This is a genomic window from Biomaibacter sp. TOL (genome assembly GCF_059717795.1).
Map to the genome: position 1 here is coordinate 1,807,920 of NZ_AP046092.1, position 23,345 is coordinate 1,831,264.

Genomic DNA, 23,345 nt, shown 5'->3' on the forward strand with positions numbered 1-23,345 from the left:
GTTGCTTGCACATCAATGAGCAGAACCTATTATTTCATCCAGAGTTTTTATGCCTTGATCAATTAAATATTGCTTCAGCCCGGAGATGATATTGAGCGGAGCAAAAGGGTCTATGAAATTCCCGGTGCCGACGGCAACGGCAGAAGCCCCTGCCAGTAAGAATTCCACCGCATCCTGCCAGGATACTATCCCTCCCATGCCTATGATGGGCACCTTTACCGTTTCGTATACCTCCCACACCATCCTAAGGGCCACCGGTTTTACGGCAGGCCCAGAAAGACCGGCGAAAGTTCGGTGAAAGACGGGCTTTTTTTTACGTATGTCTATTGCCATGCCCTGCAGGGTGTTTATCAGAGAAACGGCATCGGCTCCGGCATTGACCGCCGCCTCTGCAATCTTCCGGATGTCGGAGACGTTGGGCGAAAGTTTGGCTATGACCGGAAGGTTTGTCCCCTCCCGCACAGCTTTTACGGCTTCATAGGCGCTTTCCGGGTTCTGACCGAAAGCCATGCCGCCTTTTTCCACATTGGGACAGGAAATATTCGCCTCGATAGCCGCAAGGCCGTCCAGCTCCGAAAGGCGCCGTGCCATTCGGTAGTAATCTTCGACGGTATCCCCGTCTATGTTCGCGATAACCGGGACGCCCAACCGGCAAAGGCGGGGCCATTCTCCACAGATGAATCCTTCTACGCCGGGGTTTTCAAGGCCAATGGAGTTCAGCATGCCTGCCGGGGTCTCGTATATCCTCGGCGGAGGATTGCCGCACATGGGTTCCAGCGTCAGGCCTTTGGTCACTATGGCGCCCAGTCGGCTTATATCATAGAGCCCCGCATATTCCTCCCCGAAACCGAAGGTGCCTGACGCCGCCATGACCGGGTTTTTCATGGCGATACCACAAATATTTATGGATATGTCAGGGGAAGCAGTGGTATTTATATTTTTGTATTTAACCGAATTTATACTTTCGTATTGATTCAAGCTTTCATCTACAAACCTGTTATCCATAAGTTACTCCCTTTATTATATGAGTCAGGGGACGGTTCCTTGACTCATTTTCTCGAAAATGAGTCAAGGAACCGTCCCCTGACTCACTCACAATTGGTTTATTTCAAATACAGGGCCGTCCCTGCACACTTTTAGATACCCGCCTCCGGCAGATTTCACGGCACAGCCGAGGCAGGCTCCCACTCCGCAGGCCATGCGCTGCTCCAGGGATATGTATGCCGGGACTTTTGCCCGAGACGCTATTTCCTTTACTTTTTTCAGCAGGGGTTCCGGGCCGCAGGCGTAAATGGCGCCAGGCGGCATTGCAGGATCGGCCGCAGGGTATCCTGATGTGCCCGACGGTTCGGCGCTTTCACCGTTTGAAACCGGCAGCAAAGGCAGGCTGCGGCTCAAATACTCTTCCAGCAGGTCTGTGGGAAAACCTTTATAGCCCATGCTTCCGTCGTCGGTGCATATTTCCACTTTGAATCCGCAACCTTCCAAAAATGACAGCCCAAAGGCTTCCCTCTCAGTGGCAAAGCCCGCGAATGCAATGCCGGCAAAGTTGTTTTCACAGCAGGAGGAATCGCGGGATGCGGCATTTTCTTTCAAGGCTTTCGCCAGAAATAGCAGGGGCGCCATGCCGATGCCTCCGCCCACGATAAGAGGATGCTTCATGCCGGGATGCAAAGGAAAGCCTCTGCCCAGGGGGCCCATTATGTCCAGCATGTCTTTTTTATTTTTCCGGGCAAGAAGCCCGGTCCCTTCCCCCACGACGCGGTATATTATCTCTATAAGCCCTGCGCCCTTGTCCGCCATGGCGATGCTGATCGGGCGGCGAAGCAGAGGAGAGAGAGCATCCGAGCAGCGTATGTGTATGAACTGCCCCGGAGCGGCACATTCCGCCACTTCCGGGCACTCCAGCACCATGCGGTAAACGCCTGGCGCAATCTCAGCATTGTCTTTTATTTCCACATGTCCACAAAAAAGCGACATCCGGACTCCTTCTTTCCTATACTTTAATTGCCGGAGATGGCCCGGCGAAGTGCAGTAACAGGCTTATTTTATCGGCATCAGTTTTATGGCAATAGACTCGATCACTTCGTAAAGAGCTCTGGCGGTGTCCAGGGACGTAAGGCAGGGGATGCCGTCCTCGGCGGCGGCCCGCCTTATCTTGAAGCCGTCCCTCTCGGGAGCCCTTCCCCGGGTGAGGGTGTTTATTATCATGTCCACCCTGCCTTCCCGCAAAAGGTCCAGTATGTTGGGGGAACCTTCCTCCACCTTTTTGATTACCATAGCCGGCACTCCGGCTTCCTGCAGCGCTTTAGCGGTCCCACAGGTCGCATATATGGAAAATCCGAGTTTGTAAAATTTTTTCAAAAGGCTTACGGCTTCGGGTTTATCTCTGTCCGCTATGGTGGCCAGGATGGCACCGTCGGTGGGGACTTTTATCCCGGAGGCAGTAAATGCCTTGTAAAGTGCCTTTTCGAAGGTTTTTTCCATGCCCAGCACTTCACCGGTGGACTTCATTTCAGGCCCTAGGGAAGGCTCCACCTGGCGCAGCTTTGAGAAGGAGAACACCGGAGCCTTTATGGCCACAAAATCGGGCTTTGGCATGAGGCCCTCTTTGTATCCCAGTTCCCTGAGGCTCCTGCCCAGAGCTATTTTTGTGGCCACATCCACCATGGGCACCCCCGTTATTTTACTGAGGTACGGCACAGTGCGACTGGAGCGGGGATTCACCTCGATGATGTAGACTTCGTCGCCATTTACCACAAACTGGATGTTTATAAGGCCTCTGACATCGAGTTTCAGGGCGATTTTCTCGGTGTATTCCACAATTTTTTCCACAGCGGCATCGCTCAGGGTTTGGTGCGGGTACACCGCTATGCTGTCGCCGGAGTGGATGCCCGCCCTTTCAATGTGTTCCATTATGCCAGGTATCAGCACTTCTCTGCCGTCGCATACGGCGTCCACCTCTACCTCGGTGCCGCCGATGTACCTGTCGATGAGCACCGGCCTTTCCGGGGAAGCCTCTACTGCCTCCTCCATATAGGTTTTCAATTCTTTCATATTGTATACTATTTCCATGGCCCTGCCGCCCAGCACATAGGAGGGCCTCACCAGCAGCGGGAAGCCTATGCCTCTGGCCTTTTGCAGGGCTTCTTCGGGGCTTCTGGCCGCACCGGCTTTTGGGCGGGGTATGCGGAGCTCGCTTAAAAGGGCGTCGAATTTTTCCCTGTCTTCTGCGGCGTCAATGGATTCCACAGATGTCCCCAGTATTTTAACGCCTCTTTCCTGCAGAGCCCCGGCCAGGTTTATGGCGGTCTGGCCGCCGAACTGCACTATGGCACCCTCAGGCTTTTCCTGTTCAATGACCGCCATGACGTCCTCGATGTAAAGGGGCTCGAAATACAGGCGATCTGCCGTGTTGAAATCGGTGCTCACGGTCTCCGGGTTGTTGTTTATGATGACGGTCCTGTAGCCTGCATCCTTTGCGGCCCATACCGAATGCACGCAGCAGTAGTCGAATTCTATGCCCTGGCCTATCCTTATGGGTCCGGATCCGATTATGACCACCGACGGCTCAGGACCTGTTTCCGCCTCATTTTCCTCCTCGAAGGTGGAGTAAAAGTAGGGTGTCTCTGCTTCAAACTCCGCGGCACAGGTGTCCACTATCTTATAGGTGGGCGTTATGCCGTATCTTTGCCTCAGTGCCCTAACATCTTCTTCGGCCACATCTTTCAGACACGCAATCAGTCTGTCCGGGAACTGCATCTGTTTTGCCCGCTTCAGCAGTTCGGGAGAAAGTTCTTCTTCCTTAATCCTCTTTTCCATCCTTATTATGTTTTCAATTTTTTCCAGAAAAAAGCGGTCTATTTTGCTCATCTCACATATTTCATCAACGCTCACTCCGCGGCGAATGGCTTCGGCTATGGCGAAAAAGCGTTCGTCGGTGGCTTTTTCGATTTGCTTTTTGATTTCTTCAATAGCCTGATTCTTCATTCCCTTCAGCGAAAAGTCTATGACTCCCTGCTCCAGAGACCTGACCGCTTTCATCATAGCCCCTTCCAGTGTCCTGTCAATGGCCATGACCTCGCCCGTGGCTTTCATCTGGGTACCCAGGGTCCTGTCGGCATCGGTGAATTTGTCGAAGGGCCAGCGGGGCATTTTGACCACCACGTAGTCCAAGGCTGGCTCGAAGCAGGCACTGGTCTTGCCGGTAACCGGGTTTTTCATCTCGTCCAGGGTAAGCCCTATGGCTATCTTGGCTGCAATCTTTGCTATGGGATATCCAGTGGCTTTGGAAGCCAGGGCACTGGAACGGCTAACTCTGGGGTTCACCTCTATGACATAATATTTTCCAGTGTCCGGGTCGAGGGCATACTGAACATTGCAGCCGCCTTCTATGCCCAGTGCCCGTATTATCCTGAGGGAAGCGGACCGCAGCATCTGGTATTCCCTGTCGGAAAGGGTCTGACTGGGCGCCACCACTATGCTGTCGCCGGTATGGATGCCGACCGGATCGATGTTTTCCATGTTGCATATGGTGATGCACTGGTCTTTCCTGTCTCTCATCACCTCATATTCGATTTCCTTCATGCCGAGCAGGCTCTTTTCCAGAAGTACCTGGTGAATCCTGCTCAACTTCAGTCCGTGGGCTGTTATTTCCATAAGCTCATCTTCATTGTGAGCCACGCCGCCGCCGGTGCCCCCAAGAGTATAGGCCGGACGCACTATCAGCGGGTATCCCGCCTCCCGGGCGAAAGCTTTCGCCTCTTTGAGGCTGTGGACGATGCGGCTGTCGGGCACCGGCTCGCCTATTTCCTGCATCAGTTTCTTGAAAAGTTCCCGGTCTTCAGCTTTCTTTATGGAAGAAAGGGGCGTCCCCAGGAGCCTTACGCCTTCCCGATCAAGGATGCCCTTCTCCGCCAGTTCCACCGCCAGATTCAACCCCACCTGCCCGCCCAGGGTGGGCAGAAGACCGTCCGGTTTTTCCCGCCTTATGACGCCTGCGGCAAATTCCAGAGTGAGGGGCTCGATATAAACCCGGTCCGCTATATGGGAATCAGTCATGATGGTAGCGGGGTTGCTGTTTATCAGCACCACTTCCAGGCCCTCTTCCTTCAGGGAAAGGCACGCCTGAGTCCCCGCATAATCGAACTCCGCCGCCTGCCCGATTATTATGGGGCCGGAGCCGATAACCATGACTTTTTTCAGTGCTTTGTCCTTCGGCATGGTGTTCCTCCTTTGTGTTTTATCAGAGGTCAGAAATCAGAGGTGAGAAGTCAGATTTGAAGGAATCTGACGTCCAATTTATGACATCTGACTGCAGACTCCGTACTTTAACGAGTTTGATTTTAATATCTATGAATAATTATACATTAGATTGTTAATTCTTGCATTATAAATTTTTATAAGCTTCCAGTCTGCTGTTTTTCCGTCATATTGTTGTTTTTGATTATCTCAAGAAACCTATCGAATAAATATGCAGCATCATAGGGACCGGGCGATGCTTCCGGATGGAACTGCACGGAAAACGCCGACGCTCCTGGAACTTCAAGCCCTTCCACCGTGCCGTCGTTGGCGTTTACAAATGTCACAACCGCCCTGCCTTCGATGGAGGCCGCGTCCACGGCGTAGCCGTGATTCTGAGATGTCAAAAAAACCCTGTTGTTTTTAATATCTTTTACGGGGTGGTTGGCTCCCCTATGCCCGAACTTCAGCTTATAGGTTTTGCCCCCGAGAGCCAGGGCCAACACCTGGTGCCCCAGACAAATGCCGAACAGGGGAATTCTGCCCAGCAATTTGCGGGCGGTATCTATGGCATATACCGCTTTTTGGGGATCCCCGGGGCCGTTGGATAAGAGCACCCCCTGGAAATTCCCGGAAAGAATCTTTTCCGCCGGAGTATCCGCCGGAAATACGGTAACCCGTACGCCGCGGTCTACTAGGGATTCCACTATGTCTTTTTTCACCCCCAGATCCAGGAGGGCTACTCCGGGTCCAGGCCCTTTTACCCGCGCATAAGCCTTTCTGGTGCTCACCCCTTTCACAAGGTCCAGGCTTTCCACTTCTGGCCATTCTTTCAGGATGGTCAGGAGCTCTTTTCCGGAAAACTCGGTGGAAATCGCTCCTTTCATTACACCATATTGCCTTATTTTTCTGGTGAGGCTCCGGGTATCTATGCCTTCGACGGCTATGACGTTGTTCTGTTTAAGATATTCATCCAGGGCTCCGCGCTCCTGCGGCCATTTATTTGGGCCCCCGGCATCATCCTTTGATTCTGCCTTCGGTCTCTTCGAAATTTCAATATTAAACTTTGATTCGCCCGCCGAATCATGCCTGAATCTTTTCGAACCTCGAATATACGCTTCCCGCACTATAAACCCCCGCACTTTCGGAGAATCCGACTCCGTAAATTCTTCTGCAGTGCCGTAATTTCCCACCAGCGGATAGGTGAGAGTGACAATCTGCCCTGCATATGAAGGGTCTGTGAGGATTTCCTGGTATCCCGTCATACCGGTGTTGAACACCACTTCTCCCCAGGCGGTGCCGTAAGCGCCAAAGGCCCTTCCTTCGTATACGGTACCATCTATCAATGCAATGATTGCCTTCATATTAACAGCTCCTTTCCGACTTATCGGAATGTATCTGTTTTAGGTCGCTGCGTGTCTCTTGGTATATTTCAGAATTTTACATAAGTGAATAAGTGAGTACCTGGCACCTTGTAAACAATTTTTCCTTCCACCATGGTCATGACCGCCCTGCCTTTCAATTTCCATCCGTCGAACGGTGTATTCCGGCCTTTTGATAAGAATTTGTCCCCATCCACTGTCCACTCAATATCCGGATCTATCACCGTAATATCCGCGGGTTTCCCGATGGCCAGCCTCCCTGCGTCTATGCCCAGGGCTTTTGCGGGACCTGCGGTCATTTTCCGGATGGCCTCGGGCAAAGAAAGCTTTCCTTTGCCCACGATATGGGTCAGTATGAGTCCCAGAGAAGTTTCCAGGCCGACTATGCCGAAGGCGGCTTTGTCGAATTCCACATCCTTTTCATCCCGGGAATGCGGCGCATGGTCGGTGGCTATGGCATCTATGGTGCCGTCCTTTAAACCTTCCACCAGAGCTTCGATATCCTCCTCTGTCCTGAGAGGGGGATTCATTTTGGCATTGGTATTATAGCCCAGCACAGCCTCCTCTGTCAGAATCAGGTGATGGGGGGTGACTTCGCACGTCACTTTTACGCCCTCGGCTTTAGCCCTGCGGATGAGCTCAACAGAGCCTCTTGTGCTTATATGGGCCAGGTGGACCCTGGCGCCGGTATCCCGGGCGAGAATTATATTCCTTGCCACCATGATCTCCTCGCATGCCGCCGGAATGCCCGCCAGCCCCAGGAGTGTGGAAATATAGCCCTCGTTCACCTGCCCTCCTTCAAAAAGCCCGGGGTCCTCGCAGTGGTCTATGATGACCCTGTCGAACATGGATGCGTACAGAAGGGCCTTCCTCATGAGGGAACTGTCGGACACGGGACTGCCGTCATCGGAAAAAGCTACGGCTCCGGCTTCGGCCATGTCGCCCATCTCGGCTATCTCCCTGCCCTCCCGCCCCTTGGATACGCATCCTACGGGGAGCACTCTCACAAGATTGGCTTTTGACGCCCTGGATTTTACATATTCCACCAGTGCTGCATTGTCCACCGGCGGCCTTGTATTGGGCATGCAGGCCACAGCGGTGAATCCTCCGGCAGCGGCGCTGCGGCTTCCGGTTTCGATATCTTCTTTGTATTCATACCCCGGCTCTCTGAAGTGCACGTGCATGTCAATGAGCCCGGGAGTCAAAATCAGACCGGAAAGGTCCAGGATTTCCGCTCCGCTTATATCTATGCTTTTTTCTACGGCGGCTATGCAGCCGTCCACCACAAGAATGTCTCTTATTTCATCCACATTGGAGGCCGGGTCTACTACCCGGGCTTTTTTCAATATCTTCTTCATCGGCCTGCTCCTCCCATCAAGAGATATAATACTGCCATTCGCACAGCCACACCACTTTTCACCTGTTCATTTATCACCGATTGAGCGCTGTCCATTATTTCCGACGTTATTTCCACTCCCCGGTTTACAGGCCCGGGATGGAGCAGCAGGGCATCGGGCTTTGCCAGCGACAACCTCTTTTTGTCTATGCCGAAGAGCCTGGAATATTCCCGCTGGGAAGGGAACAGACCTTTTTTCTGCCTTTCCAGCTGAATCCTCAGCGCCATCACCACATCTGCTCCTTCAACGGCCTCGTCCATGTTTTTTGCTGCTTTTGCCCCCATCTTTTCTATCTCCCGTGGCATAAGAGTCCTGGGGCCGGCCACATACACGTCGGAGCCCATCTTTGTGAAGCCGAAGATATTGGACCTGGCCACGCGGCTGTGAAGGATATCCCCCAGTACCGCCACTTTCAGGCCTTCTAGGGTCCCCTTTTTCTCCCGCACGGTGAGCATGTCCAGGAGCGCCTGGGTGGGGTGCTCATGGGTGCCGTCGCCGGCGTTGATGACCGCTGCGCTCACATGTCTGCTTAAATATTCTGCTGCTCCCGAGGAACTGTGGCGGATGACCACCGCATCTATCCCCATCATCTCGAGCGTCTTTGCGGTGTCTTTCAAGCTCTCTCCCTTCTGCACGCTGCTTGTCGAGGAAGAAAAGTTTATAGTATCGGCGCTCAGGTATTTGCCCGCCAGCTCGAAGGATGTGCGGGTCCTGGTACTAGGTTCGTAGAACAGATTCACCACGCATTTGCCCCGGAGGGTGGGCACTTTTTTTACATCTCTATCGATTATCTCTTTAAAAGACTCTGCGGTGTCGAGGATTAATTCGATGTCCTGCCGCGTCGCATTCTCCAATCCCAGAAGATTTTTCCGGCTGAGCATTATATTCCTCCCTTCAAAATATTCTATTGATACAGGTGTAAAAATCACTTTTCTGCCGGATGCAGTCCGGCACCGGATTTGGTTTTTATACCTGAATCTGTTTTCTGCATCCGATATCAAGCATGTAAAAAACCTGCCGTCGAGGCGGCAGGAGGGGATTATTCTGTCTTCAGCTTATCGGCAGTTCGGGTTTATTTTTAAATTCGGCATCGATACCGCTTGATTTTTCACATCAAAAAAGCCTTTCTCCGAGGCGGAGAAAGGCTCGCTGTCGCATAAAACTATATTGCATGCCCAAAGCTGACTGCTTGCTTCCCTTACCGGCCTCGCGGGACCAGTTTAAAGGTGGCGCATATTCGGTTTTCTTTTGTTTTTATAAGTATAGCATGGAGAAATGCGGTTGTCAATTTATTTTTTGCCGAATACTATTTACTTTCTTTTTTAATGATGTTATATTATTTACGATGGCATTAATATTGTAATGTATAATAATATTATACATCGATTGGAGGTGTATCTATGCCCCTAAAAAGAAAGCAGATATACATTGAAGAAGAAATGGATAAAAAGCTGGAGGAACTTTCAATCAAAGCGGGAAAATCCCAGGCCGGCATTATCAGGGAAGCGCTGGGCGAATATATAATAAAAATTGAACGGCAAAGTTCAGGCAAAAATCCTCTTGAAACACTGGCTGAGGGCCTCGGTGAAGGCGGCCCTGACGACACCAGCGAAAAATTTAAAGAATATCATTACAAAAGCGAGGGTAATAGATGAAGGTTTTTATAGACTCCGCCGCCTGGATTGCCATGGCTAAAAAAAATGATATAAACCATAAGAAAGCCTCCCAATATTTTAAAACACTTCTTGCGCAAAATGCTCTCCTTATCACCTCAAACCATGTAATAAATGAAAGCGCCAACAGAATTCTATACGACCTCGACCATGACAAGGCTGTCAGGTTTTTAGACCTGATCAAAGATGCCCGGGAAAAAAATTTTTTAAAAATAACCTGGGCCGATGAAAAGCTGGAGGCCCAGGCTATTGAAGTCTTTAAGAAGTACGGTGAGCACAGGATGTCCACCGTTGACGCCGTATCTTTTTGTATATGCAAAAATTTTGCCGTAGATGTGGTGTTTACTTTTGACAGGCACTTCACTATTATGGGCCTGAATGTAGCGCCATACTAGATCAGTTTCATCATGAGCCTGACTAGAGCGGCTTCTCTGGTGGCATCGCCCATGGAGATTGCACCGGCTTCCAGGACTTTTACCCCCACTTCATACAGGTTAAGGTCCACGCCTTCGAATGGCACCTGGGTGGTGACAGCCACGGTGATCCCCGAGGATATCAGCTCCCGTATGGCAGGGATCAGGTTGCGGGGCTTTCTGAAAGGCACCCCTCCCGAACCGAAACTTTCTATGAGTACGGAATGATAACCTTTTTCCCTGGCCAGCAGCAGGACTTCGGGCTCTATGCCGGGATAGAGCTTGACTAGCAAAACCCGGGGATCGAGGTTATCATAGAGTATTACGGGCTCTTCTTCCAGGCCTTTGATGGGGCGGGATTGTGGGTCGATGCTTGAGTCAACGCAACCTCTCCCTGACTCATTTTTGAGTTTGGCCCAGACTTGCTTTATCCTTCTGGTTTCCTGCCAGAGTACCTCATTATTCCACTCTATGATTAACTTTTTTGAGTCAGCGCAACCTCTCCCTGACTCACGGACTTTTCCCGCCGGGGGCACATTTACGCTGGAAAAGGCGTCAAAACTTGCGGTCTTCATTTTGGTGGCCCTGTCGCCGATAATGATATCGCCGTTAAACACCAGGAAGACGCCGGGCACTCCAGATGCCGCCACTTTGAAGCTGTCCATGAGGTTTTTTGCTGCATCGCTTTGCTCTTCCTCTATGGACTTTTGAGCGCCGGTTACGGCCACGGGCTTTTTGAGGTCCATGAGCATGTAGGTAAGAGCCGAAGAAGTATAGGCCATGGTGTCGGTGCCGTGGGAAAGGACTACACCGTCACATTTTTTGAGAGCCTCAACAATCTCAGTGGCAATAACCTTCCAGTCTTCTGGCTGCATGTTGGAACTGTCGATGTTCATTATGAGTTTTCCCTGGATATCAGCTATATCCGAAAGTTCCGGCACCAGCTCTATCATTTCTTTTTCGGTGAAGGCCGGTCGAAGGCCTTCGGGCCCCCGGGTTGAAGCTATGGTGCCGCCGGTGGCGATGAATGCTATTTTCTTTTTTTGTGTCATAACCGGATTTACCTCCTGCTTTTGTTTTCTGAGGTCCCTGATTTAAAAGGGCGGGCATCGTTGCCCGCCCTTGTTCGCCTCCTGTCAAACACTGGGGCTTTCTCAGTGTTTTACTTTTTACTTAGCTTTCTCAAAAGTCTCCTTATCCAGCTCACCCATTAAACTTGCCACCGTCACCATACCCACGGTGTCGCCGGTGACATTGAGCATGGTGTTGGGCATGTCGATAAGCCTGTATATGCCGGCGATCCAGGGCACTATGGTAAGAGGCATGCCCATGATGTTCATGAGCACCGCAGCCATCATGATGGCACCGCCGGGTACACCGGCTACGCCTGCCGCCATTATGACGCCTAGTATTATAATATAAATGAAAGTCGGCGGTGAGAAATGGACTCCGAAGAGTTGTGCGGCAAAAAGGGCATATATGGGCATTTCCGCAGCGCATGCATGCATGTTGATGGTGGCCGCCGGAGGTGCGATCAGGTTTACCGTATCTTCAGGCACACCGGCCCGCTTCTTGGTGGATTCCATGGTGACGGGCAGTGTGGCGCTGGAAGAACAGGTGGAAAAGGCTACCAGCATGGCCGGAAAGATATTTCTAAAGTGCTGTATGGGATTTACCTTTGCAAACACCGTCAATATGATGGGATACACTACGACCAATATCGTGGCATAGGCAACATACTGGGTGACGAGCATCTTGGCGAGAGCTCCCAATACCATGGTGCCCACTGTCCCCGTGATATTCGCCATGAGGGCAAACACTCCGTAGGGGGCAAATTCCATGATGTAGCCCACCATCTTCATCATCATCTCGTCGCCGGATTTGAACAGGTTCCTGAGGAACTTGCCGGAATCGCTTTCGCCCATTACTGCCGCTGTAAGGCCACAGGCAATGGCGAACACTATGACCTGGATCATGTTGAAGTTGGTAAAGGCCGCCGCCACATTATCGGGAATCCAGTTGATAAAAGTCTGAAGCATGTTGATATTGCCTGTCTGCTCTGCGGCTTTTTCCGCCAGCTTGACACCCACGCCGGGCTTTATGATGAGGGCCCAGATAACGCCCACCGAAGCCGCCGCCAGGGATGAGAACAGCCAGTACACCAGGAACAGACCACCGATCCTTTTAAGCCTGGATAGGTCCACCACACTGGAGGTGCCTGCGGCAATAGAGAAGAAAACCAGAGGCAGGATCACCATTTTCAGGAGCCTTAAAAAAATGGTACCTATGGGGTCCAGCACCGTAATACTCGGGCCTACGATATAGCCTATGATTGCACCAAGGACCATGGCAATGAGTATCTTGTTTGCCAAACTGACCTTGCCGTACCACTGCTTAAAACCCATGATGAATCCCCCTTTTTTATTTTTGTTTCAGGACATTAAAGTATTGTCCCGATAAAACATAATATTCGGGCAAATAAGCCCGTCCCGCGGAACTGACGAATATTTACCTCCTTTCTCATTAGATTTCGATTATTACCTTTATTTTTGTTCATGTAAGAAATATTAATCTATGTTCAATTATATAATGCATATTTATCTATTTCAAATATTATTTTTTGTTCAATTCGCCTACTTTTTCCCAATTCACCGCACAATTTTCAGATAAAAGGGTTTTTCATATAAATGTAGAAAAATATAATAAAAGTACCTCGTTGCACAGATAAAACCAAATTTTAGAGGAGGAAATATTCAATGAGAAGGTTTAAGAGGCTGTTTGCCGTCATTGCAGTGATCCTAATAGGAGTTATGCTGATAGTAGGCTGCGGGCAAAAAAACTCTGGCGGAAGCGGCGGTGACCAGAAACAGGAAAAAAAGGTCATTGACGCAGGCGGAGCCAGTTGAGCATCGAAGGCCGGAATTTATTTATGGTTCCGGCCATTATATTTTAAATCCCGACACGGCACTTCAGGGTCGATGACGTTTATGGGGTCTATGGGACGCTGGAGGAACCTCTCCCCCACCTCAATAAACTTGGCGGGGTTGTCACTGACAAAATAGCGGTATGTCGGATGGGTCGCTGCAGTATGCTCCAGGCTCATGCCTTCCAGCATCCTGCCCACCTCCCTTGCCGTCTCGAAAGCCGAGTCTACCAGCCGGACATTTTCGCCCATGACGGCCTGTAACGTCGTCTTGAGGAGCGGGTAATGAGTGCATGCCAGCACAAGGGTATCGATACCTTTATTCTTTAACGGCAAAAGATATGTCCGGGCGGTATAAAAGGTCGCCTCGTTATCCAGCCACCCTTCTTCCACGAGAGGCACGAAAAGTGGACAGGCCCTTGAAAAAATCTTAATATCCGGATTAATTTCCCGAATTGCTTTCATGTAAGCTTCGCTTTTAACTGTGCGTTCGGTGCCTATTACTCCGACCATTTTATTGCGGGTAACCCCAACTGCAGCCTTTGCCCCCGGCTCGATGACGCCCAGCACCGGCACGGGTGATGATTTCTGGAGATCTTCTAGGCAGGTGGCGCTCACCGTATTGCAGGCCACCACCACCATCTTCACATCCTGATCCAGCAGGAAATTCAATCCTTCAAAAGCAAATCGGGTCACGGTTTCCCTGGACTTGGAACCGTAAGGGACCCGGGCGGTATCCCCGAAATATACTATGCTTTCCTGTGGCAGTTGCCGCATGATTTCCCTGACCACAGTAAGGCCGCCGATGCCGGAATCAAAAACCCCTATAGGTTTATTATTCATATCCATCAGTTTCACCTCGGAAGATTGATTTCCGTAAATTTCATGCCGCGACTTTTTAATTATAGCACTATTGAGGCAAAAGAAACAGATATGCCAGTTAAATAAACATCTCTGAATAAAAATCCCCCGGCTCAAAGTTCAATACCGGGAGAGAGCGCCATCAATTCGTCTCCGGCGGCCACAATCACGCCAAAGCGGGCCTGTATCAGCGCCGTTATTTTTTTACCTTCTAAAAATATCCGGGTTTCCCCGGTTTTTATTTTTATTGCTGCGATACCGTTTTCCGTGCCCAAAAACGCAGTATCGGAGCAAATTATCGGCAAAGTCGCCGGTTGAGCTTTTAATTCCTTCAGCCACTTTATTTCCGCCCGACGGGGGCTCAGTGCAAAAACGGTACCTTTGATATCTACCGCCAGCATAAAATCCTGATGAAATGCCGGAGCCATGAATTCCTCATCGGAAAATTTCTTTTTCCACATTATTTCTCCTGTAAGGGGATTGAAAGCATAGAACCAGGCACCGCGGGATACGGCGAAAACCCTGCCGTCCCATACTGAAAGAGGTTCGGATATGAAGTCGTTCACTTTAGCCTTCCAGTACAATGCACCATTTTTATCGAGGCAGTAAACATTCTGGTCCGAAGATGCAAAATATATTAAGTCGTAAGCCACGGCCGGAGGGGAGCACAGCGCTCCCTCCGTTTTGTACCGCCATAATTTGCTTCCCTTTTCGTCAAAGGCGTATATGTAGCCTCCCGCCGAGGCAAGTATCATGCCTTCCGCGGCCGCCGCGGGGCTTATGAATGTATCCGTATTCACTGTTTCCAGAACTTTTCCGGAATACATATCAAGAATGACAAGATCTCCCGCGGGCACGACAATTCCAGCATTCGTCACAGAAGCCCCAGCGGCCGGGGAAAAGCCTCTGCTATGCCAGCGGGTGTCCAGACTTTTGAGGTCCATGGCCCGGACTCCGTCCCGGGTCACAGCTATTAGGATGCCGCCATAGGTGCTAAACCCCATTATTCCTGATATCCTTTTTCTTTCGGCGATTTTCAGATCGAAAGGCACCGGCACCGGAGAATAAGCGGTATGACAATAATCCTTCTGAATTGTGAGCCAGCGCAAGGCCCCGCCTCTTTCCATTTTCTGTAAAATATCAAATAGCGTTTTATCCACAATGCCGTTCTGTTTTATGCCGAGGGCTTTTTGAAACATCCTTACGGCAAATTCGGTTTCGTATCCAAAAACCCCGTCGATCCTCGAATTGAAAAAGCCCAGCCATTTCAGCGTTTGCTGCAGTTTCCTGACATCGGTGCCCATCATAAGGGGCTTTTGCTTTTTCAATTGGCGCTCGCCTAAAGCTTTTATCGATAGTTTCATCAAACCACCGCCGCATGAGAATAGAACCGGTTTTATTCACCCGTCCCGGGTGGGGTTTTTCTCAATCAGCAATAAAAATTCGGATATATATATTTTATTCATCCGGGAAAAAAATGGTGAGAACTTAGAGTCAGATATGAGGCAAACCGGAGGAACTGGACAGAAAAGCCATAACGGGTTGCGCTGGATAAAGATTCCAACCGGCAAAATTAAAACCAGGGCCAGAATTTCACCCTGGTTTTGTGCGCTTTTAAGGAGATGCTATACTATTTGAGGGGGCCTCCACTGGTTCTGGCGTAGTCTTCTGCCATGGCTTTTTCAGCCCTTTCAATGGCAAGTCTTACCAGATTACCGCAGTTTCTGGAAGATACACTGCCCCAACCCTCTTTCGCCACCGTGTCTGCCACTCCCAATTCCCTTGCAAGTTCGTACTTGAGGTCCTCGGACATGACACCCCGGTTACGGCGGGCCATATGCATACCTCCTTTATTTTTTACGCACAATATTATTGTGCCAATCAATATTTTTTTTATAATGTAAATATCTTCAATTTTTGAGGAGTGACGACGAATTGCCGGCGGACCTCCCCCAATCGGATGCCGGATGTAAGATTAATATTTTAAGTTGGAATTTGCGGTTCGCAAATTCCTTCTATTCCGACTTCTGACTTCTGGTTTTTTGAAAAAGTGCGAAAGGAGCGGCAGTTGATGATCATTTCAAAAAATACCCTGATGAAGGACATTGTGGAGTTTTATCCTGAAGCCTACGAAATACTAGCAAGGTTCGGGGTAAAATGCCTGGCCTGCAACGGAATGCTCAATAACACTCTGGAAGAATGCGCCGCCTTCCACAAATTGAATGTTGAAGAACTCATGAAAGAACTGAAACAACTGGAACTTCCCAGAATCGACAAATCATAAAAAAGAATCCGGTTGGACCGGATTCTTAAATTTCAACGGGTGAATAGACGGGTGCCGGGTGTCATGCCCGACGCTTTCTGGTAATATTCCCCAACGTCTTTATCGGCCAGTACCTTTATTACTTCGGCTTCCGGGTCTTCGGTGCCCTGGAGGTGACACCCTTCGGACTTTAAGGCTCTGGCGTATTCTATCACATCTCTTGTGATGCGTTCTCCCGGACATATGATGGGAATGCCCGGAGGATACGCCATAAGCATTTCGGCGCTGATTTCGCCTTCCGCATCCTCCAGCCTTACATCCCGCTTCTCGCTATAAAAGGCAAAACGGGGGGAGACAACCAGCTGCTGGGATTCAGGCAAATCGGAAGTTATTTTGATTACATTTTTGCGGTTGTAATTTGCCGCAATGTCCTTTACCGCTGCCACCAGTGCGTTTATACTGTCTTCATTGTCGCCTATGGCGCCCACGGCCAGCACATTGTAAAGGTCCGAGAGCTCCACCTGGATATGATATCCGTATTTTAAAATCTTCTCCATTTCAAATCCGGAAAGCCCCAGTTCCCGCACGTTTATGGCAAGTTTGGTAAGGTCGTATCTGAAACAGCCGTCGGTGCCCTCAACATCCTGCCCCATCACATAGACGCCGTCTATGGCGTTCAGTTCTCTTCTGGCCCTTTCGCAAAGCGCCAGGGTCCTGTCCAGCATTTCCCTGCCGTGCAGCGCCATTTGCTTGCGGGCCACATCCAGCGAAGCCATCAGGGGGTAGGAAGGGCTGGTGGTCTGGGTAAGGTTCATGGCGGCCTTGACTTTCCTGTCATCCACCAGTTCGCTTTTTACCAGCAGTATGGAACTTTGAGTCATAGAGCCGATGAGTTTGTGGACGCTGGCGGCGCTCATGTCCGCACCCGCTTCCATGGCCGAAAGAGGCAGATCGGGGTGGAATCCGAAGTGGGCTCCGTGGGCTTCGTCCACTATAACCGGCTTTCCAAAGGAGTGCGCTATTTCCACAATCTCTTTAAGGTTCGACGCAACGCCATAGTAGGTGGGGTTTATCACAAACACCGCCCTGGCGTTGGGGTGTTCTACAAGGGCTTTTCTGACACTTTCGGGCGTTATACCCATTGCTATGCCCATATAATCGTCTATGACGGGCTTTATATAAACCGGCCTAACACCGCTCAAGATGAGCCCACCTACGGCCGAACGGTGGGCATTCCTGGGAAGGATGATCTCATCGCCGGGACCTGCCACGGCCAGTATCATGGCCTGGATGCCCGAGGTGGTGCCGTTGACCAGGAAATGGGCATGGTCCGCGCCAAAGGCCCGGGCTGCCAGTTCTTCCGCCTGACGGATGACCCCCAGCGGATTGCATATGGTGTCCAGGTCCAGGATTCCCGCGGTGACATCAATGGCCAGGATATTTTTTCCGACAAAATCGCAAAATTCGGGTATGCCTCTGCCGCCTTTGTGACCGGGCACATGGAAGGATATGGTTTTGTCTTCCACGTACTTTTTCAAGGCGGCAAAAAGCGGGGTTTCCTGCTGCTCTTCAATTTTCATCTTGATAGTCACACTCCCTTCTTTTTAAACAAATCAATTAAAGCATAATTGACATGAAAATTCAATAATGCTGACGGCGATTTTTGTTAATTTTTTGTGAAGATATAAAGAAAGATTGAGTAAAGGTTGAGAACAAATTTAAAATGCCGGAATTATTGAGAATAAATGCTGATAGGACGTATAAATCCCGGATAGTGATAGATAGTTCGAATTGAATGTCCGATGTCGGATGTGAAATTAAGTTGGCCACAAAGACACGGGGACCCGCCCCCGACTCGCCCGGAATTGAAAGTACTCTCATTAAATTTTACCTGAAGGCAAATTTTATTGTACTGTTTATCCTTCCTTTGGCGGCTTTCCACCATTCCAGTATCTTAAAGCGCACTTCCACAGGCACTTCTTCCGGTGAAGAAGCCGTCTCAATCGCAGTCATCTCCCGGGGTGTAAGGACTTCCCCCAGGCGCTCCCGGGCCTCTTCTCTTGTGAGGCCGTGGGTGATATCCACAAAGCACAGGGGTGGGAACAGCACGCACCACCAGTTGGCACCTTCGCCTTTACCTATGACAACCCGCAAAGCCTCATATTCACCCGCCGGGAGGGTCACATAACCGTAGTTTTTCGCCGGAAAGGGAAACCTGCCAAAGAAAGCTTTTACGGTATAATCTTTGCCGCTATGTTTTATCTGCCTGAGAGCAATTTCTTCAATGTCTTTGAGGTGGCTTTTGATAAATTCCCTGGATATGTCGATATCATCTATGCCTTCGAACTGTTTATCCAGGGCGTTTATGATATCATCCCGGACCCTGAGCTTTAAAGCCTGGTCCTCCGGGGAATCGCTGTTGGCTATGATGTGCAGGCGAATGAGCTTTGACGAAAGTTCCTCTGCCGTAACCTTGCCAGCGCTTCCCGGAGTCGCTTCTTCTAAAACAGGACCTCCGGCAATTCTCGCACTGCTGAATATGGCAGCCAAAAGCGTCAGGGCCAGTATGCCTGTGGTGACCAGTGCTATTTTTTTAAGTAAGGCAAGTTTCCTTCCCATGCTAATCTCTCCCCTTTGATTTATCAGATCATTCCTTTAGCATTATTCCCAAAACAGGCTGTTAATAATCGCTTGAAAAAATTTTTTATTACTTTGTGACCCCGATATTTTTAACCTTCGTGGTTACAGCCACCGAAATCATGACATCGGGGAAGATGTCTTCCCATCTATCTTTATAATCCTTCCAAAGTTTAGGATGATATTTGTGGAGGTATTCGCCCAGCTTGAGCACATCCACCCGGTAATCCTCCTGCAGTCTTGATATTCCCTTTAAAATTTCAGATTTTACTTCTTTTGAAACCAGGTCTTCTATAACCTCTTCATTATGAATGTCCAGGCTTACACCCTCAGTGGTATCGCTTATGTTTCCTTCCACACATACCTTTAAACGGAACTCGGGTATGGGGCCGTCAGCAGTAAGCTGCAGCTGCCTGTGGGCTCTCAAAATAATAAAAGTGACCTTGCCCTTGCCCTCAGGATCATCTATCGTTATGTTCCCGCCTGTTATTTTTCCCTGGAAAAAGTTTATCCCCCGGGCTTCCTCTTCCGTAAGCCATCCCGCCAGTTTAAAGTGTTTGAGTACCGCCCCACCGCCTATATTCACTTCCTGGGAATCGGGGCTTATTTTGCTCACCAGGGCATTGCCGTTAAAGTCATGTATCTGGTGGAGAAAGTCCCCTAGGTCACCGTCAATAAATTTGCCAGAAAGACTTTCATTTCCAAAAAGAGATTCCAAATATAAAGCCGGAAATCTTTCCACCCATGGTTGGATCTCCATGACCTTTCTGGCTTCACCTTCAACAATGGCTATACGGCTCCGGCGGTTGAATTCCATCTGTCGCATGAAGGGATTTATCACCGGCTCCACGCCGCTTTTAGCCACATCTTCTTCTATAACAACTACCCTCATATGTTCAAAGGACAGGTCCCGGTTGAGGCGAAGGGCCAGGTTTCTTGCTCCGTCGGTAATAGAATCAGCTACGGTGCTTTCCACCTCCACCGGTTTCTGATTGCCTCCTCCGCCGCCTCCTCCTCCCCCTCCTTCGCCGCCGGCTATGGCCCGAACTATTGGTATCATGAATGATATATTATACCTGCCTGGCTGTTCACTTTTGTCTATACCAACACCGCCGACAAAGAGCCTTTTGTCAATATCCCTGTAATCCCAGCACCCCGATAATATGACAAAGGCCAGAAATACGGCTGTAAAAATGAAGAGACCCTTTCGAGCAATCTTCTTACAAAAAGGACTCATGCTGTTTTGCCCCCTTTATTCCTGACAATGCTTACCATAAGGATTACAGCCGGGATTATAACTGCCATCATGATTCCCACCACCCCTGCCACCTGCATCCATCTTATGGTATCCAGGGGATTCTCGGGTATAATGGAAATAAGATATACCCAGGGCAGCATAATGGTAATAAAAAACTTGAATTCTTTTGCTTTTGTCAGATGTGTTACTGCCAGGGTCCCGGCATAATATATGCCATTTATTGTAGTAAAGGCCGCAATGGTCCAGAGGGCCATGGCAAGGGCGTCCAGCCTCTCGAAAATACCGCCGGGAGCCATGATAGTCCTTATTATGGACATGGAAGGCCACAGCAATATGCGTGTATCCTCTACTCCGATGGAGGCAAAAACGATTATCACCACAAAGAGATATATTAGTGTTATGGACCCTACAGCCACCAGCAGAATCCATAAAACCCTCCCGGGGCTTCTTATATACGGTCCTACCATGAGCAGCACCTCAAACCCGAAGAAGCTGTATACGGTCTGAAATGTGCCCAGGGCAAGGGTTTTTACCGGGGTGTTCAAAAAGGGCAAAAGTTCGCTAAAATCCGCCCGGGGGATAGCGGTAAGATACATGGCAACGACCGGGACTATAAGTATGGGCAGAAGTATTTCCCCTATCCTGGCTATGGGCTCTATACCGTGACGCAGTAAATATACCGACAGCAGCAGCATGGTAAAAATAATAAATCCCCTGGGGGTGCTTATGAGCATGAAGGCATTCATAACCTCGGAGAAAACTCTGACCGTCAAGGCTGTGAGAATCGTAAAATAAAGGATCAGAATTATCCCCAGCGGGTATCCCAGTATTTTGCCAAGGACCTTCTGAGAGTACTCTATAAAAGTATCCTGGGGAAATTTTTTAACGAGGGCCCCTACTATTAGGCTTGAAACAAAGGCAAAAACTCCGCCTAAGAGCACCAGGAGCCACCCGTCAGAACCGGCTACATTGGCTACATTCCGGGGAAGACTCAGTATACCGGTCCCCAGGATGGTGGTGATGAGCAGGGCTACAGTTTGAGGAACCGTTATCCTATCATTATTTGTCAGCACTTTCATCACCTGCCTTTTCACTATTATCGTGGCGCCGGTCGTTTATTCTATTGAGGTCCTCCGGTCTGGTGTATCCGGGCCTTATTTCCATAGAAGGCATGGGGCCCCGCACAATAAAGTCCTTGCCCTCGGAAAACCTGAAGGATACAAAGGGAGAAAGATAATGGGCTCCGAAACTCTTGAGGGTCACCAGGTGTATGGTTAATGCCAGAAGTCCCAGCATGATACCGTAAAGGCCGGCTACAGTGCCGAGAAATATAAAGAGGAAGGTAAGAAGCCGAAATCCTATAGCCACGCTGTAATTGGGGATGGCGAAGGATGAAATGGCATTCACAGCCACCACTATGACCATGATGGGGCTCACAATACCGGCCCGTACCGCGGCTTCACCCACCACCAGGCCGCCCACTATTCCTATGGTCTGGCCAATGGGGCCTGGAAGTCTTACCCCCGCCTCCCTCAATACCTCCAGGGAAAATACCATGATAAGAGCTTCCACCACTGCCGAAAAGGGCACCCCCTCTCGGGTGGCGGCAATGGACAGGGCCAGGTCGGTGGGCAGCATCCCAGGGTGATAGGCTGTCATGGCTATATACAGTGCTGGAAAGGCCATGGCGAAAAATGCCGCGGTAAAGCGCAAAAGCCTTATCATCGAAGCAATATACCAGCGCTCGTAGTAGTCCTCCGGCGACTGGAAAAGGCTCAAAAAGGTCCCCGGAGCCAAAAGTACAAATGGGGTGTTGTCGGTGACTATGGCCACATTGCCTTCGATGAGTCCCGCCGCCACCACATCGGGCCTCTCGGTGCGCCGGAGCTGGGGGAATGGTGAGAGCCAGTCGCCCTCTATCATCTGCTCTATATAACCGCTCTCAATCACACCTCCCATGTCGATGGTGTTGAGCCTCTTTAAAACCTCATCCACTATGTTGGGGTTGGCCACTCCCTGGATATACAGAATCCCTACATCTGTGCGGGTGTGGCGGCCGAGCTTTATGGTCTTGACCTTAAGATTGGGGTCTTTCAGACGGCGGCGGATGAGGGCAATGTTCACCCGATAAGTTTCCGTGAAGCCCTCCCGGGGGCCCCTTATTACCGCCTCAGTGGCGGGTTCCTGGACACTCCGTTTCTCCCATCCCCGGGTGCTTATTATCAGTGCTTTTTCGAACTTATCCATAAACAGTATGGTATCGCCGGAAAGGATGCCCAATACGACCTCACCGAAATTGTCCACTTCCTTGATATCGGCAGCGGTCAGCAGTCCTTCCTTCACCATGTTGAAAAAGTTCTGGCCAAGACTGTATTCCAGCGGTGCCTGGCGCGTCAGGAGCATGAGAGATTTCAATATTTCTTCTTGCACCAGGTTTTTATCCACCATACCGTCTATATACATGAGGGCCATCTCGTGCTTCTGTGCCTGGCCCATGTAAAAATCCCTGGTAATGACATCATCGCAGTCATAAAGATATTCGTGTACTTCTTTTTCATTTTCTTTTATGTCTTTTTTGAGTTTTTTACTCCTGTCCGGCGACATATCCCTTTCGTAATACAGGTCCTGCTTCTTTCCGGAGTAGAGCTTTGAAAACACATTGGTCATTCTATCACCTTTTCATTCAAGTCAGGGACGGTTCCGATTTGAATACCATATTATACCATTAAGGTCAGCCAAGGGAGAACCGTCCCCACTTGAATATTACAGTATGTATTTAAAAATTATATAAACTATCATCGAACCAAAAATATAAAGCAGGCCGATTATCCTGGCGGCGGCCAGTTCTTTTTTTAAACCTTTGGTTTTGAGGTCCGCACCATCGATGACTAGCAGATAAAGGCCGCTAGCGATGAAAACCGCCATAGTCGCCAGAGTGGCAGCGCTTTTTATATACCCCAAAACCGTCTGCATGATTTTCAACATTTGTTTTCCTGCCTTCACCACTATATTTTCTGGTTTATTTTTTGTCATTATGCAATTTTTTATGAATCAACTTCTTCGATTGGATATTAAATAGCCTTGCTTATCCCTATATTTTATTTTATACTATTAAAAAGTTCGATTTTCGAGGAATAAATCATATTCATTCATAGAGAGGCAGGTAATAAGTTTATGGAAATACTAGTCACACTGGATTCATTAAAAAACCGGGAAGATGAAAAGGTTCTCCGCTTCCCGCCGGATACCCTGGTGACCAGGGAAGCCCGGGTATATGCGGCGAAAAAGGGCATCGAG

General features: G+C 49.8%; 21 protein-coding genes. 4 read left to right on the top strand and 17 right to left on the bottom strand.

Translation table 11 applies throughout. The annotated features are described in order from the left end of the window. Positions 1–12 precede the first annotated feature (12 nt). The 6 genes from AC6I1H_RS09110 to AC6I1H_RS09135 all read right to left on the bottom strand — a co-directional run bounded on the left by AC6I1H_RS09110 (position 13) and on the right by AC6I1H_RS09135 (position 8,901). A complete protein-coding gene (locus AC6I1H_RS09110; protein WP_497740627.1) occupies positions 13–1,005 on the bottom strand; it encodes a dihydroorotate dehydrogenase in 993 nt (330 codons plus the stop codon). An 87-nt stretch (positions 1,006–1,092) separates the two neighbouring features. Then, positions 1,093–1,980: a dihydroorotate dehydrogenase electron transfer subunit gene (locus AC6I1H_RS09115; protein WP_497740628.1), complete on the bottom strand. Its 888-nt coding sequence runs from the start codon at positions 1,978–1,980 to the stop codon at positions 1,093–1,095. A 63-nt stretch (positions 1,981–2,043) separates the two neighbouring features. After that, the gene (carB, locus tag AC6I1H_RS09120) at positions 2,044–5,223 is read right to left on the bottom strand and encodes a carbamoyl-phosphate synthase large subunit (RefSeq protein ID WP_497740629.1); all 3,180 of its coding nucleotides are present in this window, start codon (positions 5,221–5,223) and stop codon (positions 2,044–2,046) included. Positions 5,224–5,399: 176 nt separating this feature from the next. Next, positions 5,400–6,605 (bottom strand): glutamine-hydrolyzing carbamoyl-phosphate synthase small subunit, encoded by a 1,206-nt coding sequence (carA, locus tag AC6I1H_RS09125; protein WP_497740630.1) that lies wholly within the window; start codon positions 6,603–6,605, stop codon positions 5,400–5,402. Positions 6,606–6,673: 68 nt separating this feature from the next. Beyond that, complete coding sequence (locus tag AC6I1H_RS09130) at positions 6,674–7,981, bottom strand: dihydroorotase (protein ID WP_497740631.1); 1,308 nt, start codon at positions 7,979–7,981, stop codon at positions 6,674–6,676. Next, positions 7,978–8,901, bottom strand: a complete 924-nt coding sequence (locus tag AC6I1H_RS09135) for an aspartate carbamoyltransferase catalytic subunit (protein ID WP_497740632.1) — start codon at positions 8,899–8,901, stop codon at positions 7,978–7,980. The genes AC6I1H_RS09130 and AC6I1H_RS09135 overlap by 4 nt, the downstream gene beginning before the upstream one ends. Before the next feature lie 519 nt (positions 8,902–9,420). Here AC6I1H_RS09135 and AC6I1H_RS09140 point away from each other — a divergent pair. Continuing rightward, complete coding sequence (locus tag AC6I1H_RS09140; RefSeq protein ID WP_497740633.1) at positions 9,421–9,675, top strand: ribbon-helix-helix domain-containing protein; 255 nt, start codon at positions 9,421–9,423, stop codon at positions 9,673–9,675. Beyond that, a complete protein-coding gene (locus tag AC6I1H_RS09145) occupies positions 9,672–10,088 on the top strand; it encodes a type II toxin-antitoxin system VapC family toxin (protein WP_497740634.1) in 417 nt (138 codons plus the stop codon). The genes AC6I1H_RS09140 and AC6I1H_RS09145 overlap by 4 nt, the downstream gene beginning before the upstream one ends. On the opposite strand, the gene AC6I1H_RS09150 is transcribed toward AC6I1H_RS09145, so the two are convergent. Continuing rightward, a complete protein-coding gene (locus tag AC6I1H_RS09150; RefSeq protein ID WP_497740635.1) occupies positions 10,085–11,158 on the bottom strand; it encodes an asparaginase in 1,074 nt (357 codons plus the stop codon). The genes AC6I1H_RS09145 and AC6I1H_RS09150 overlap by 4 nt on opposite strands. Before the next feature lie 117 nt (positions 11,159–11,275). Continuing rightward, positions 11,276–12,511 (bottom strand): dicarboxylate/amino acid:cation symporter, encoded by a 1,236-nt coding sequence (locus AC6I1H_RS09155; RefSeq protein WP_497740636.1) that lies wholly within the window; start codon positions 12,509–12,511, stop codon positions 11,276–11,278. 351 nt (positions 12,512–12,862) lie between these two features. Here AC6I1H_RS09155 and AC6I1H_RS09160 point away from each other — a divergent pair, with 351 nt between their 5' ends. After that, on the top strand, positions 12,863–13,012 hold the full coding sequence (locus tag AC6I1H_RS09160) for a hypothetical protein (protein ID WP_497740638.1): 150 nt from the start codon (positions 12,863–12,865) through the stop codon (positions 13,010–13,012). Positions 13,013–13,029: 17 nt separating this feature from the next. Here the strand turns inward: AC6I1H_RS09160 and murI are convergent, their stop codons facing one another. The 3 genes from murI to AC6I1H_RS09175 all read right to left on the bottom strand — a co-directional run bounded on the left by murI (position 13,030) and on the right by AC6I1H_RS09175 (position 15,727). Further along, positions 13,030–13,872, bottom strand: a complete 843-nt coding sequence (gene murI, locus AC6I1H_RS09165; protein WP_497740752.1) for a glutamate racemase — start codon at positions 13,870–13,872, stop codon at positions 13,030–13,032. A 131-nt stretch (positions 13,873–14,003) separates the two neighbouring features. Next, positions 14,004–15,254 (bottom strand): outer membrane protein assembly factor BamB family protein, encoded by a 1,251-nt coding sequence (locus AC6I1H_RS09170; protein ID WP_497740639.1) that lies wholly within the window; start codon positions 15,252–15,254, stop codon positions 14,004–14,006. 266 nt (positions 15,255–15,520) lie between these two features. Then, positions 15,521–15,727 (bottom strand): small, acid-soluble spore protein, alpha/beta type, encoded by a 207-nt coding sequence (locus AC6I1H_RS09175; protein ID WP_497740640.1) that lies wholly within the window; start codon positions 15,725–15,727, stop codon positions 15,521–15,523. Positions 15,728–15,961: 234 nt separating this feature from the next. Here AC6I1H_RS09175 and AC6I1H_RS09180 point away from each other — a divergent pair, with 234 nt between their 5' ends. Next, the gene (locus AC6I1H_RS09180; protein WP_497740641.1) at positions 15,962–16,174 is read left to right on the top strand and encodes a DUF1858 domain-containing protein; all 213 of its coding nucleotides are present in this window, start codon (positions 15,962–15,964) and stop codon (positions 16,172–16,174) included. Positions 16,175–16,206: 32 nt separating this feature from the next. Here AC6I1H_RS09180 and AC6I1H_RS09185 read toward each other — a convergent pair whose 3' ends face one another. The 6 genes from AC6I1H_RS09185 to AC6I1H_RS09210 form a co-directional block, all read right to left on the bottom strand. Next, positions 16,207–17,733 carry an aminotransferase class I/II-fold pyridoxal phosphate-dependent enzyme gene (locus AC6I1H_RS09185; RefSeq protein WP_497740642.1) on the bottom strand — a complete coding sequence of 509 codons (1,527 nt, stop codon included), beginning with the start codon at positions 17,731–17,733 and terminating at the stop codon, positions 16,207–16,209. A gap of 307 nt (positions 17,734–18,040) precedes the next feature. Beyond that, positions 18,041–18,772: a stage II sporulation protein R gene (gene spoIIR / locus AC6I1H_RS09190; protein WP_497740643.1), complete on the bottom strand. Its 732-nt coding sequence runs from the start codon at positions 18,770–18,772 to the stop codon at positions 18,041–18,043. An 88-nt stretch (positions 18,773–18,860) separates the two neighbouring features. After that, entirely contained in the window at positions 18,861–20,027 is a 1,167-nt protein-coding gene (locus AC6I1H_RS09195; protein WP_497740644.1) for a Ger(x)C family spore germination protein, read from the bottom strand. Beyond that, positions 20,024–21,121 carry a GerAB/ArcD/ProY family transporter gene (locus tag AC6I1H_RS09200; protein WP_497740645.1) on the bottom strand — a complete coding sequence of 366 codons (1,098 nt, stop codon included), beginning with the start codon at positions 21,119–21,121 and terminating at the stop codon, positions 20,024–20,026. The genes AC6I1H_RS09195 and AC6I1H_RS09200 overlap by 4 nt, the downstream gene beginning before the upstream one ends. Continuing rightward, entirely contained in the window at positions 21,108–22,715 is a 1,608-nt protein-coding gene (locus AC6I1H_RS09205) for a spore germination protein (RefSeq protein WP_497740647.1), read from the bottom strand. Before AC6I1H_RS09205 ends, AC6I1H_RS09200 begins: the two co-directional genes overlap by 14 nt. A gap of 96 nt (positions 22,716–22,811) precedes the next feature. After that, positions 22,812–23,033 carry a CLC_0170 family protein gene (locus tag AC6I1H_RS09210; RefSeq protein ID WP_122015628.1) on the bottom strand — a complete coding sequence of 74 codons (222 nt, stop codon included), beginning with the start codon at positions 23,031–23,033 and terminating at the stop codon, positions 22,812–22,814. Between the last annotated feature and the right edge of the window lie 312 nt (positions 23,034–23,345).